The sequence below is a fragment of the Nocardia alba NBRC 108234 genome, assembly GCF_001612665.1.
Taxonomy (GTDB): domain Bacteria; phylum Actinomycetota; class Actinomycetes; order Mycobacteriales; family Mycobacteriaceae; genus Nocardia; species Nocardia alba.
In genome coordinates, this window is the sequence record NZ_BDAX01000034.1 from 96682 (window position 1) to 109056 (window position 12375).

Sequence of the window (12375 nt, forward strand, 5' to 3'; positions counted from 1 at the left end):
CCACGGTGCCAGAATGGAGCACGATCACGCTCGGCAGGGACTCGCAACCACCACGGAGGCGGACATGCAGGCTGTTGTCATCGATGAATTCGGCGAACCGAAGGATGTGCTCACCGCACAGCAGGCGCCCACCCCCGAACCCGGACCGGGTGAGGTACGGATCGCGATGTCGCTGTCGCCGATCCACAATCACGATCTGGCGATCATCCGCGGTGTCTACGGCTATCGGCCGCCGCTGCCCGCGATTCCCGGAACCGAAGCGGTCGGCGTCGTCGAGGCGACCGGTCCCGATGTCGACGCGCTCGGGGTCGGTCAGCGGGTGGCGATCGCGGGCGTGCGGGGGGCCTGGGCGGATTCCTTCGTCGCCCGCGCCGCGCAGGCGGTGCCGATGCCGGATTCGGTGCCCGACGAGACCGCCTGCCAACTGCTCGCCATGCCGCTCAGCGCCCTGATGCTGCTCGACGATCTGCGAGTGCGGTCGGGCGAGTGGATCGTGGTGAACGCCGCCAACGGCGCGGTGGGTCGACTGGTGAACCTGTTCGCGAAGGAACGCGGGGTGCGGGTGCTGAGCCTGGTCCGCGGCCAGTCGTCGGTGCGGGCGCTGGAGCAGCTCGGCTACGGTCCCGTGCTCGACACCGAATCGGTGGGCTGGCTCGCCGCGGGGGCCGACATCACCGGCGGCGAACCGATCGTGCGCGCCGTCGACCAGGTCAGCGGTCCGGCCGCGGGCGATCTGATGGCGCTGCTCGCCCCGCGCGGTGAACTGATCTCCTTCGGCGCGCTGTCGGGCAAACCACTGATCATCGACACCGGTGCTGTGATCTTCAAACAGGCTGTGGTGAAAGGCTTCTGGGGCCAGCAGCGCAGTGCCGACATCGACCGCGCCGACTACGTGCGCTTGATCACCGAACTCGTCACCCTCGCCGCCGACGGCACCTTGCGCCTGGACATCCAGGCCGATTTCGCGCTCGCGCGGGCCGCCGAGGCCGCGGTGGTCTCCGAAACTCCCGGCCGCAACGGCAAAGTGGTCCTGCACGCGGGCGCTCGCTGATCACCGTGCCGGGCGGGCCCGCGGTCGCTCGCCCGGCCGGACTCTTTCCAGACCCCCAACAGCAGGCGAAATTTCCGCGATGAGCTGTTCCCGCGCGCCGTCAGCGGGCAGGATTCGCCACGGGAGGAGCGGCGACGCCGCACCGCCGCCGAGCAGAGGACTGAGCCGATGACCGCAGCACAGGCCCCCAATCCCGACTTCGCACAGCTGATTCCCAGCGTGGTGCTGTCCATGCCCGCCGCCGCGCACCTGGGCTTCCACTTCAGCCGGGTCGAGCCCGGCGATGTCGAGATCGTGCAACCGCACCGGCGCGAGCTCACCCAGCACGACGGCTATTTCCAGGGTGGTGTCCTCGGCTCGCTCGCCGACTTCGCCGCCGGTTCGGCCGCGGGCACGCTGCTGCCCGCCGGCTGGGTGAACATGACCATCGACTACACCGTGAAGATCCTCGCGCCCGCCAAGGGCCCGGATGTGGTCGCCCGCGGCCGGGTGCTCAAGCCCGGCGCGCTGCTCACGATCGCCGCCGCCGACGTGTTCTCGGTGGACGACTCCGGCGAAACCCTGTGCGCCACAGCATTGGTGACGATGCGCAACGTTCGCCTCGCGGCGTCCTGAGCACCGGGCGGAGTGAGCTCATGCCGATCATCACGCTAGACGGTGTCCCGATCGCCTATACCGACACCGGCGCCCCCGCGGGCAGACCCGACGCCGCCACCGTGGTCTTCGGCCACGGATTGTTGTTCGGTGGCTGGATGTTTCGCGCCCAGCTCGAGTCCCTGCAACACGACTACCGGTGCGTCACCCTCGACTGGCGCGGTCAGGGCGAGACCCCGCCCACGGCCGACGGCTATGACATGGACACCCTCGCCGCCGACGCGGTCGGGCTGATCCGCGCACTCGACGCGGGCCCCGTGCACTGGGTGGGGCTGTCCATGGGCGGCTTCGTCGGCCAACGCCTGGCCGCCAGGCACGGCGAACTGCTGCGCTCGCTCACCCTGCTCGACACCAGCGCGCACGCCGAGGATCCCGCCAAGATCGGCGAGTACCACCGGCTGGCCCTGGCACTGCGCTGGTTCGGCATCCGTCCCATCGCAGGCCGGGTGGCCCCGCACATGTTCGGTCCCACGTTTCGGGCGTCCGGCACCGGCAGGGACGTCGTGCGCGAATGGTCACGTCGGCTGACCCGGATCGACCGGATCGGCACGCGCGACGCGGTCCACGGCGTCACCGAACGAGGCGCCGTCGACCACGAACTCCCGGCGATCACCGTCCCCACCCAGATCGTCGTCGGCGAGGACGATATCGCCACCCCGCCCCCGCATGCGCGCCACATCGCCTCGCGCATCCCACACGCCCAGCTCCACACGATCCCCGCGTGCGGACACTCGAGCTCGCTCGAACAACCGGAGGCCGTCACCGCACTCCTTCGTGCCTTCCTCGCATCGGTCGAGTCGAGCACCGCTCCGACGGAGCCACAACCCACCTGATCGCGAATTCACTATCCGCACAGGGTGTTACACGCTGACGCTACCCACGGTCGATGCGCGTCGCGCCCGACGCGAGTACCGTCGATTCGATGGCCGACCGCACCGCTCCCGCCCCCGTCGAGTCCATCGGCGCCGAGTTCTTCGACGATCCGCACGCGCGATACCGCCGATGGCGGGCCGAGGGTCCCGTGCACCGGGTTCGCTTCCCCGACGATGTCGTGCGCTGGGTGATCGTCGGCTACGCCGAGGCCAGAATCGCGCTCGCCGACCCGCGTTTGCGCAAGGATGCCGGTCAGCTCGACGCGATCCTGCACGCCAAGCGCGGCACCACGGCGACGGACCCGAATATCGTGGCGCTGCTGACCCACATGCTCGGCACCGACCCGCCCGCGCACACCCGCCTGCGCAAGCTCGTGAACAAGGCCTTCACCAGCCGTCAGGTCGCGCTGCTGCGACCACGCATCGAACAGATCACCGCGACGCTGCTGGACGCGATAGGTGATCGCGATGAGGTCGACCTGATGCGCGATTTCGCCAATCCCCTGCCGGTGACGGTGATCTGCGAGCTGCTCGGTGTTCCGTTCGAGGATCGGGCAGACTTCCAGGCCTGGACCAAGACCCTGGTCACCGTGGTGGGCGAGGGTGAGCACGACGAGCGCCCCACCGCGTCGGCCGCGATGGTCGGCTATCTCGCGAAGCTGGTGCGCGCCAAGCAGTCCGAGCCCGCCGAGGATCTGCTGTCGGAGCTGGTCCTCGCCGACGACGAGGGCGATCGGCTCACCGATCAGGAACTGGTGTCGATGGCGTTCCTGCTGCTGGTCGCGGGCCACGAGACCACGGTGAATCTCATCGGCAACGGCGTACTGGCCCTGCTGCGCGATCCCGAACAGTGGCGGGCCCTGCGCGAGGACCCTACCGGAGTACCCGCCGCGATCGAGGAATTCCTGCGCTTCGACGGCCCCGTCGACATGGCGACCGCCCGCTACACTGCGGAACCGATCACGTTGGGCAACACCGAGATTCCCGCGGGCGAGATCGTCTACGTCGCCCTTTCGGCCGCCAACCGCGACCCCGCCCGCTTCGAAGCCCCCGACACCCTCGCCACCGACACCCCCACCCCGGGGCACCTCGCCTTCGGCCACGGCATCCACTTCTGTGTCGGCGCCCCCTTGGCCCGCGTCGAAGCCCAGATCGCCTTCACCGCGCTGCTGGCCCGCTTCCCTGACCTCGCCCTGTCCCCCACCGCCGACCTCCACTGGCAAACCAGCACCCTCATCCGCGGTCTACTCGAACTCCCGGTCCGGTTGCGCTGACAGCCGCAGCGGTATGTCATCGAGAACAGCGCCGATGACGCCTCGTCCGCGCGAGCCCTGACCGAACGCCCTGCGTAACTCAGCGCCCCGGCGATGCGGCCGCCGAGCACCCGATCGCGGGGCACCATCGGCGGTGCGGTTCGTGGGTCGGTGGGGTCGAGACGATTGGACCGATCGACGTTCACTATCGCCCCGGCGATGAGACCGTCATCGGCTCGACACTGGGCGCATGGCACGACTGCAGATCGAAGCGGTGTCGAAGAAGTTCGATGCCGAGTACGCGGTGCGCGAGGTGAGTCTCGACATCGCCGATGGTGAGTTCATGGTGTTGCTGGGGCCAAGTGGCTGCGGCAAGTCCACGTTGTTGCGGATGATCGCGGGGCTGGAGGAGCCGAGCTCGGGGCGGATTCTGGTGGGCGACGTCGATGTGACCGACGCGGCGCCGCAGCGGCGGGATCTGGCGATGGTGTTCCAGAGCTACGCGCTGTATCCGCATCTTTCGGTGGCGCGCAACATCGGGTTCCCGTTGCGGGCCCGGCGCAGACCCAAGGCGGAGATCGCGCAGCGGGTCGCCGAGGTGTCGGCGACGCTGGAGATCTCCGCGCTGCTCGAGCGTCGCCCGGTCGCACTCTCCGGCGGACAGCGACAGCGAGTCGCGCTGGCGCGCGCCATGGTTCGTGATCCCGGCGCGTTCCTGATGGACGAACCGCTGTCGAACCTGGACGCGAAACTGCGCAGCGCGACCCGCGCCGAACTGATCGCCCTGCACGACCGACTCGGCGCGACGTTCCTCTACGTCACCCACGACCAGGTCGAGGCGATGACGATGGCCACGCGCATCGCGCTGCTCAACGAAGGCCGCATCGAACAGTGCGGGACCCCCGAGGAGCTCTACGACCACCCGCGCTCGACCTTCGTCGCCGGCTTCCTCGGCTCGCCGCCGATGAACCTGTTCCCCGCCGTCGTCACCGCGAGCGACGGCCATATGACGGTGATGGCCGACGGCATCGACGCCGCGCTGGACATCGCCGAGGATTCCGGGGACGCCACCGCCGTCGTCGCCGGAATCCGCCCGGAACGCCTGCGGATCGACGACACCTCGACCGATGTGCGCGGACGCGTGCGGATGGTCGAGAACCTCGGCAGCGAGGAACTCGTGCACCTCGAGTCCGGGCTGTGCATCCGCGCGCCACGTCCGGCCGGTGTCCGGGCGGGCGAGGACATCGCCTGCCGCGTCGACCCCGCCGACATCCACCTGTTCGACCCCGACACCGGCCTGCGCCTGACCTGGCAGCCAACCCGATCCGACGCGGAACCGGCCATGGACGCGGCCGCGATCTCCGTCCCCTGATTTCGGCACCACCCCGATGAGAAGGAAACAACCACGATGAAACGCACACTGCCCGCGCTGGGCGTGGTGTTCACCGCCGCTCTCGCGCTCACCGGCTGTGGCCTCGGCACCACCGGGTCCACCGACGCCACCAGCACCGCGCAGATCCCCGAACTGGCTGCCGACCAACAGGTTTCGATCGTCTTCGAGTCCTACAGCTACGGGGTGGCGGGCGCCTGGACCGACACCTTCAACGCCCTGATCGCCGACTTCAGCGCCAAGCACCCCAACATCAAGGTCACCGCGCAGAAGCCGCAGGGCAACAGCCCCAACCCGGCCACCGACACCGTCTCCAGCATCCAGAACCAGATGGTGGCCGGCACCCCGCCCGATGTCGCCCAGCTCGGCTTCTCCGACCTCGACTTCACCATCAACCAGCTCAAGGCCAAGCCGCTGGACCAACTTCTCGGCGCGCCCGCGGTGCAGCAGAACTTCGACGGCGCCCGCCACGCCTACGCCCCCCGCGCGCGCACGCTCGACGACTGGAAAGGCCACACCTACGGCGTTCCGTTCGTCTTCTCCACACCTGTGCTGTACCTGAACGCGTCGCTGTTCACCGAGGCCGGACTCGACCCCGCCAAGCCGCCCACCACCTGGGAGGAGGTCACCACCGCCGCGAAGACGATCGCCGAGCGCACCGGGAAGGGCGGGGTGTACATCGACTGCCTGACCAAGACCGCCAAGGACTGGTGCTTCCAGTCGCTGGTGCGTTCCAACGGCGGCCGCGTGATCTCCGAAGACCGCAACACCCTCACCTTCGCCGACGCGCCCGCCGTCGAGGTCACCAAGATGGCGCAGAACCTCGTGACCAACGGCAGCATGCCCAAGCTCAATCAGAAGCAGGGCTACGAGGCGTTCGGTCGCGGCGAGATCGGCATGATGCTCGAGACCAGCGCGCTGCAGAGCGTGTTCGTCACCGGGTCCAAGGGCAAATGGGACCTGCGTTCGGCGCCGATGCCCGGCTTCGGCACCAAGCCCGCCGTCCCGACCAATTCCGGTGCGGGCCTGCACATCCTGTCCAACGATCCCGCCAAGCAGCGGGCCGCGTGGGAGCTGATCAAGCACCTCACCAGCGAGGATTCCTACAAGAAGATCGCGCAGAACATCGGCTACCTGCCGCTGCGGACCGGTCTGCTCGAGGAAGCGGGCGGGCTCAAGGACTGGGCCGACCAGAACCCCCTGCTGCGCCCGAACGTCGCGCAGCTGGCGAACATGGAGCCGTGGGTGTCCATGCCGGGCAACAACTATCTGCAGATGCGCGACGGCATGATGGACGCCGTCGAAGCCGTCGTGTTCCAGGGCGCCGACCCGCAGTCGACGCTCACCGCCGCCCGCACCGCGGGCACCGAACTCATGCCCAAGTCATGAGCGCGCTGACGATCGTCCAGATCACCGACACCCACCTGCGGGCCGAGGGCGAACTGCTCCACGGCGTCGACACCGCCGCCAACCTGACCGCGGTGCTCGACCGGGTGCGCGAATTCGGGCAGCACGTGGACCTCATGATCTTCTCCGGTGATCTCAGCGACAACGGGTCGCCGGAGGCCTACCGGCGGTTGCGGGCCGCGGTCGAGCCCGTCGCGGCCGAGCTCGGCGCCCAGATCGTCTACGCGATGGGCAATCACGACGAACGCACCGCCTTCGGCGTCGAGTTGCTCGGTCGCGACACCGTGGACCCGGATCTGCCGCACGACCAGTGCGTCGAGGTCGCCGGCCTGCGGATCATCGTGCTGGACAGCACCACGCCGTTGCAGCACGACGGCAAGCTCGAGCCGGAGCAGCTGAGCTGGCTGGCCGAACAGCTGCGCACCCCCGCCCCGCACGGCACCGTGCTGGTGGTGCACCATCCGCCGCTGCGTTCCCCGCTGGCCACCCTCGACTTCCTCCGGCTCAAGGACGCCGAGCAGCTGGCCGAGGTCGTGGCGGGCACCGATGTCCGGATGATCCTGTGCGGACACAACCACCTCACCGGCGCGTCGGCGCTGGCCGGGATTCCGGTGTGGATCGGTCCCGCGACGGCCTACCGGCTGGACGCGATGGCGCCGGCGGGCAGGCACCGCGGGTTCTCCGGTTTCGGCTACAGCCGCATCGACGTATTGGCGTCGACGGTGCTGGCCACCGCGATCGACGCCACACCGGCACCGAAGGTCTATGACCGGCCGGAGTCGGAGATGCTCGAGCAGATCGCGGCGATCGTCGCCGCACGGGCGGCGGTGCGGTAGATGTTCGTCATCGATGCGCCGGCGTCGCCGATACCGCCAGTCGCGGCGACGCCGGTGCGCCGGCGTCTCACCCGCCGTCGCGCGGCACGGTTCGTCGCGCCGTACCTCTACCTGAGTCCGGCGCTGTTCCTGCTGGTCGTGTGGACCTATCAACCGCTGGTACAGGCCCTGCAACTGTCCACCTACTCGTGGAACCTGCTGCCGACCGCCCCGATGACACCGGTCGGCACCGCGAATTACGAACGGCTGCTCGATCTTCCGGCGTTCTGGGGCGCGCTCGGTCGCACCGGGACCCTGATCCTGGGCCTGTTGCCGTTCACGGTGGTCGTGCCCGTCGTGATCGCGATGGCGAGCAGGCGGGTCACCGGTCGGGCGCGCACGATCTACCAGGCACTGGTGTTCGCGCCGTTCCTGGTGGCGCCGGTCGCGGCGGCGGCGGTGTGGCGCTGGTTGCTGCATCCGGGAACGGGTTTCCTCGCCCAGGTGACCGGTTCCGGCCGCAACTGGGTGTACGAGGCCTCGACCGCGCAGGGGGTGATCATCGCCATCACCGCCTGGCACCTGATCGGCTTCGCGGTGCTGGTGGTGTGGGCGGGTCTGGCCGGAATCAGTGGCGACTACGACGAAGCGGCCAGGGTCGACGGCGCCTCGCCCGGGCAGATCCGGCGCTGGATCACGCTGCCGCTGCTCTCGCCCACCGTGCTGTTCCTCATCCTCACGACCGTGTTGCTCAGTCCCACACTGACATTCCCGCTCATCGACTCGATGACCCAGGGCGGTCCCGCGCAGGCCACCACCAATATCTACTACCTGCTCTGGGACTACGCCTTCCACAGCTTCGACGCCGGTCTGAGCGCCGCGGCCGGTGTGCTGCTGTTCTTCGGCTTCGGTCTGGTGGCCGCACTGCTGGTCTGGATCTCGGAAAAGGTTGCTGTCCATGACGATTGACCGACTGCGTGGGGTGGGCAGCCATCTGCTGCTCGCCGCCACGGCGCTGGTGTGCGTGTTCCCGATCTACTGGCTGTTCGCGACCTCGCTGCGCCGACCCGAGGACGTCACCTCGCTGTCCCCGATCCCGTGGCCCCTGTCGACCGCCAACTACCTCGACGCGGCGCAGAAGGTCGACATCGTCGGCCTGATCGCCAATACGTTCTTCGTCGCGGTGCTCTCGGCGGCAGGCCAGCTCCTCATCGCGTTGCTGGCCTCCTACGCGTTCGCCATCTACACCTTCCCGCTGCAGAAGCTGCTGTATCTGGCGTTCGTCGGGGTGTGGCTGGTGCCGTTCCAGGTCACGATGCTGCCCAACTACATCCTGCTCAACCAGCTGGGCCTGATCAACACCCTGATCGGGGTCGTGCTGCCGACGCTGTGCTCGGCGCTGGCGGTGCTGCTGTTGCGCCAGCACATGTCGGCGTTCCCGAAGGAGCTCATCGCCGCCGCGAAGATCGATGGACGTTCGTCGTGGTCGATCCTGTGGACCGTGGTGGTGCCGAACCTGCGACCCGCGCTCGCCGCGCTGGGCATCCTGCTGTTCATCAACGCGTGGAACGAATACTTCTGGCCCGCGGTCGTGCTGCGTCAGTCCAACTCGGTGCTCCAGCTCGGGCTGCGCAGTTTCATGGGCTCCGAGGGCGATCAGTGGGGGCCGATGATGGCGCTGGCCGGGCTGGCCTGCCTCCCGGTGCTGCTGCTGTATCTGGTGTTGCAGCGCCACATCGTCAACGCGTTCGTGCGGTCGGGATTGAAATGAACGACGACTTCAGGCCGTCAATACCGGATCGTCGGCCCGGTCAGGTGCCGTGGACGCGAGGCAATCCAGAAAAATCGCCACCGCCGGATTCTGTTCGTCGGCCCGCCACACCACATGCAGATCCAGGGTCGGGACGGGATCGACGAGTTTCACTGCCACCGGGTCGGTGTCCGTGGACCCCATATTCGCCGACACCGCCCGGGGCAGCGACGCGAATCCGACCAGCGGGCGCACCGAGACAATGTGGGCCGTGGCGCCCGGATCGTCGGCGGTCTGCGTGACATTGAGCGAGATCCGGGTCTGCGCGGCCGAGCGCAGGATCGCGTCGTACATCGCCGGACACTGATCGCGGGCGAACAGCACGCAGTCCTGATCGCGCAGTTCGGCGAACGACACGTGCGAGCGATGGGCCCATCGGTGCTGCCGGCCGACCACCGCCACCAGCGGAATCCGGTGCAGCAGCCGGCGATACCGGAAGTCGGCGGTGCTGGGATGGCCGTAGACCATGGCCAGGTCGAGGGATCCGTCGGCCAGGGCGGCCAGCTGCGGCCCGGTTCGCTTCTCCCACAACGACACCGCGATGCCGGGGTGGTGATCGGTGAGCTGGGCCAACGCGTCGGGCAGGATGTGCTTGCTGGCGGGCAGGTTGTAGCCGATGTTGAGGCTGCCCGCCCGACCGGCGGCGGTCGCCTTCGCCGCCTGGGCGGCCCGGTCGAGCTGGGCGATGATCTGGCGGGCCTGCAGCTCGAACTCCCGGCCCGCGGGGGTCAGCCGCACCTCGTGGGAATTACGGGCGACCAGTTGCACTTCCAGGGACTTCTCCAGCTTCTGCAGCTGGGCGCTGAGGCTGGGCTGGGTCAGATGCAGGCGCTGGGCCGCACGCCCGAAGTGCAATTCCTCGGCGAGCGCGATGAACGAGACGAGATGACGGAATTCCATACTGGCGGCTCCTCGAGTCGAACACTCCCACGCTAGCGGCAGCGAACAACGCCCCGATGAATCGACGGCGCCCGGCAATGACACGGCGCATTGCCGGGCGGTGAAGATCAGGAATTCGGACCGTTCACCACGGCGTAGGCGAAGCCGTCCCAGCCTTTCGCGCCGACGGTCTGGATGACGGTCGCGTCGAGACTCGGCTCGGCGGCGAGCAGTTCGATCACCTCGCGGCTCGCCCTGGCGTTGGGATCCTCGGTCTGCTCGTCGGCCACCACGCCCGCGCGCACCACATTGTCGACGATGATCACCGAGCCGGGACGGGTCAGGCGCAGCGCCCACTGCACGTAGTGGGAGTTGTTCACCTTGTCGGCGTCGATGAAGACCAGGTCGAACGGTTCGGTCTGATCCTCGGCGACACCGGGCAGCGTATCGAGGGCCGCGCCCACCACGATCTCGACGCGCTCGCCCACCCCGGCGCGGTCGAGGTTCTCGCGGGCGACCTTGGCGTGGCGGGGTTCGAATTCGAGGGTGACCACGAGGCCGCCGTCACCGACCGCGCGCGCCAGCCACTCGGTGCTGTATCCGCCGAGGGTGCCGATCTCGAGGACCCGGCGCGCTTTCGCTGTGCGGGCCAACAGGTTCAGCAGTTTGCCCTGAGGCGGGGAGACGTCGATGGCGGGCAGCCCCGCGTCGGCGTTGGCGGCGAGTGCGGGCACTCCCTCGTCACCGACGAGGGTGGTGACGAGGTAGTTGTCGACATCGGCCCAATCGTTGGTCGTCATAGTCGCAGTCTGCCACCGCGCACCCGATTGCGCGTCGAGCCGCTACTTCGCGGTCTCGACCTCGGTGACGCCCTTGATGATCTTCACCGCGCTCTGCGCCAGCATCTTGGTATCGATCAACGCCTGCGCCAGTTTGATCAGCATCTGCGAGACCGTCGCGGTGGCCAGCGAGATATCCAACAGGGCCCGGGCGATCAGCGCGGGGGTCGCGGTGCCCGCGGAGGCGATCAGCAGCGCGGTCATCTCGGCGAGCATACCGGCGAGATTGCTCAGGATCTCGACCACGATCTCCCGCACCGTCTCGACGATGCCCTTCATCGCCGTGTTGCACTCCGACAGCACCTCGGCGACGGCCGCCTTCTCGGCGATCTGGCCCGTGAGCTCGGTCGCCGTGGCCACGTACGCCTGCGCGGCCTCGCCCGCCCATTCACCGATTCCGGTGTCGAGCGCGGCGGCCCACTCCTGCGCGGTGGTGGTCAGACTCTCGGCGATCGCCTTCCACGAATCCGAATACGCCTGGACCATATCCGGGCTGCCGGTGATCGATTCCAGCGACTTGCGCATCGGTTCGACGTGTTCGAGCATCCAGCTCATCAGTTGCGCGCCGAGGAAATTGAACGGGTCGAACTTCGCCAGGGTGGAGGTGCCCTTGATCGCCTTGGCGAACATCGACCCCGCTGACGCCCAATCCCCCGCGGTACCCGCCGCTTTGGAGATCGCGTCGACCTTGGTCATGATCGCGCCGTCGCCGGTCATCGCGTTGTAGAGGCCGAGCCCGTTCTCCCAGGTATCCCCGGCGAGCGTGCCTTTCATGATGCCGCCGTCGGGTTCCTCCCCACCCGTCGGCTTGCCCACGTTGCTGAGCAGGAAGTTGTCTTCCTGGTAGTAGGTGTCGCGATAGTCGACGCCGTCGGAGAGCAGCGCGTTGTCCGGTGCTTCGCCGTCGTCGAAGGTACTCACCATGCCGGGCAGCACGGTGTGCTCGTTGAGGAACGTGCCCGCCGCGTTGGGTCCGTCTGCCATGGTCAGACGCTCCTTTCGATCTCGGCGGTCTTGCCGGACAGATCGCCCGCCCTGGTGGTGTCACATGTTTCGAAGGTGTCGGCGGCGGTGCGGAGTTTGCCCGGCATCTCCGAGGCCAGGGTGTCGAGCAGCGTGAGCGCCTCGGTGATGTCGTCATGGAGCGCGTTGAGGGTGATCACCGCGTACGGCTTCACCAGCAGGCCGTAGCCGTCGTCGGCGTGGGCGAGATAGTTCGCCGCCTCGAGCGCCTTGGCGACCCCGCCGGACACACCGTCCACCGAACAGGCCTGCGACCTGATCGCCTCCAGATTCACATTCACCAGACTGGTCACGCAGAATCCCTCCTCCGGCGAACTCGGTCGAGTCCGCAGCTCTCGAACTAGTTGGACGCGCCCCGACCCCGTTCGGTTCCCTCGAATGT

13 protein-coding genes are annotated in these 12375 nt (G+C 68.3%); 9 read left to right on the forward strand and 4 right to left on the reverse strand.

What is annotated here, in order from left to right:
* Positions 1–64 precede the first annotated feature (64 nt).
* From NA12_RS29115 to NA12_RS29155, 9 genes are all read left to right on the forward strand, one after another.
* The gene (locus tag NA12_RS29115) at positions 65–1051 is read left to right on the forward strand and encodes a zinc-binding dehydrogenase (RefSeq protein WP_067458690.1); all 987 of its coding nucleotides are present in this window, start codon (positions 65–67) and stop codon (positions 1049–1051) included.
* Positions 1052–1219: 168 nt separating this feature from the next.
* Positions 1220–1666, forward strand: a complete 447-nt coding sequence (locus tag NA12_RS29120; RefSeq protein ID WP_067458576.1) for a PaaI family thioesterase — start codon at positions 1220–1222, stop codon at positions 1664–1666.
* A gap of 20 nt (positions 1667–1686) precedes the next feature.
* Positions 1687–2538: an alpha/beta fold hydrolase gene (locus tag NA12_RS29125; RefSeq protein ID WP_067458579.1), complete on the forward strand. Its 852-nt coding sequence runs from the start codon at positions 1687–1689 to the stop codon at positions 2536–2538.
* 53 nt (positions 2539–2591) lie between these two features.
* On the forward strand, positions 2592–3851 hold the full coding sequence (locus NA12_RS29130) for a cytochrome P450 family protein (protein WP_243654986.1): 1260 nt from the start codon (positions 2592–2594) through the stop codon (positions 3849–3851).
* Positions 3852–4080: 229 nt separating this feature from the next.
* Positions 4081–5202 carry an ABC transporter ATP-binding protein gene (locus tag NA12_RS29135; RefSeq protein WP_067458582.1) on the forward strand — a complete coding sequence of 374 codons (1122 nt, stop codon included), beginning with the start codon at positions 4081–4083 and terminating at the stop codon, positions 5200–5202.
* Positions 5203–5238: 36 nt separating this feature from the next.
* Entirely contained in the window at positions 5239–6609 is a 1371-nt protein-coding gene (locus NA12_RS29140) for an ABC transporter substrate-binding protein (protein ID WP_067458585.1), read from the forward strand.
* Complete coding sequence (locus tag NA12_RS29145) at positions 6606–7463, forward strand: metallophosphoesterase (protein ID WP_067458588.1); 858 nt, start codon at positions 6606–6608, stop codon at positions 7461–7463. Before NA12_RS29140 ends, NA12_RS29145 begins: the two co-directional genes overlap by 4 nt.
* Positions 7464–8411, forward strand: a complete 948-nt coding sequence (locus tag NA12_RS29150) for a carbohydrate ABC transporter permease (protein ID WP_067458591.1) — start codon at positions 7464–7466, stop codon at positions 8409–8411. It abuts the gene before it with no gap.
* Complete coding sequence (locus NA12_RS29155; RefSeq protein ID WP_067458594.1) at positions 8401–9213, forward strand: carbohydrate ABC transporter permease; 813 nt, start codon at positions 8401–8403, stop codon at positions 9211–9213. Before NA12_RS29150 ends, NA12_RS29155 begins: the two co-directional genes overlap by 11 nt.
* A gap of 9 nt (positions 9214–9222) precedes the next feature.
* Here NA12_RS29155 and NA12_RS29160 read toward each other — a convergent pair whose 3' ends face one another.
* From NA12_RS29160 to NA12_RS29175, 4 genes are all read right to left on the reverse strand, one after another.
* A complete protein-coding gene (locus tag NA12_RS29160; RefSeq protein ID WP_067458597.1) occupies positions 9223–10152 on the reverse strand; it encodes a LysR family transcriptional regulator in 930 nt (309 codons plus the stop codon).
* Between the two features lie 107 nt (positions 10153–10259).
* A complete protein-coding gene (locus NA12_RS29165) occupies positions 10260–10931 on the reverse strand; it encodes an O-methyltransferase (RefSeq protein WP_067458600.1) in 672 nt (223 codons plus the stop codon).
* 42 nt (positions 10932–10973) lie between these two features.
* Positions 10974–11954, reverse strand: coding sequence for a WXG100 family type VII secretion target (locus tag NA12_RS29170; protein ID WP_067458603.1), 981 nt, complete (start codon positions 11952–11954; stop codon positions 10974–10976).
* 2 nt (positions 11955–11956) lie between these two features.
* Positions 11957–12286, reverse strand: coding sequence for a type VII secretion target (locus NA12_RS29175; RefSeq protein WP_067458606.1), 330 nt, complete (start codon positions 12284–12286; stop codon positions 11957–11959).
* Between the last annotated feature and the right edge of the window lie 89 nt (positions 12287–12375).

Bases quoted from the DNA above. Each gene is read 5' to 3' on its own strand.
- NA12_RS29115 (WP_067458690.1), top strand. From the start codon at position 65: ATGCAGGCTGTTGTCATCGATGAATTCGGCGAACCGAAGGATGTGCTC.
- NA12_RS29120 (WP_067458576.1), top strand. From the start codon at position 1,220: ATGACCGCAGCACAGGCCCCCAATCCCGACTTCGCACAGCTGATTCCC.
- NA12_RS29125 (WP_067458579.1), top strand. From the start codon at position 1,687: ATGCCGATCATCACGCTAGACGGTGTCCCGATCGCCTATACCGACACC.
- NA12_RS29130 (WP_243654986.1), top strand. From the start codon at position 2,592: ATGCGCGTCGCGCCCGACGCGAGTACCGTCGATTCGATGGCCGACCGC.
- NA12_RS29135 (WP_067458582.1), top strand. From the start codon at position 4,081: ATGGCACGACTGCAGATCGAAGCGGTGTCGAAGAAGTTCGATGCCGAG.
- NA12_RS29140 (WP_067458585.1), top strand. From the start codon at position 5,239: ATGAAACGCACACTGCCCGCGCTGGGCGTGGTGTTCACCGCCGCTCTC.
- NA12_RS29145 (WP_067458588.1), top strand. From the start codon at position 6,606: ATGAGCGCGCTGACGATCGTCCAGATCACCGACACCCACCTGCGGGCC.
- NA12_RS29150 (WP_067458591.1), top strand. From the start codon at position 7,464: ATGTTCGTCATCGATGCGCCGGCGTCGCCGATACCGCCAGTCGCGGCG.
- NA12_RS29155 (WP_067458594.1), top strand. From the start codon at position 8,401: ATGACGATTGACCGACTGCGTGGGGTGGGCAGCCATCTGCTGCTCGCC.
- NA12_RS29160 (WP_067458597.1), bottom strand. From the start codon at position 10,152: ATGGAATTCCGTCATCTCGTCTCGTTCATCGCGCTCGCCGAGGAATTG.
- NA12_RS29165 (WP_067458600.1), bottom strand. From the start codon at position 10,931: ATGACGACCAACGATTGGGCCGATGTCGACAACTACCTCGTCACCACC.
- NA12_RS29170 (WP_067458603.1), bottom strand. From the start codon at position 11,954: ATGGCAGACGGACCCAACGCGGCGGGCACGTTCCTCAACGAGCACACC.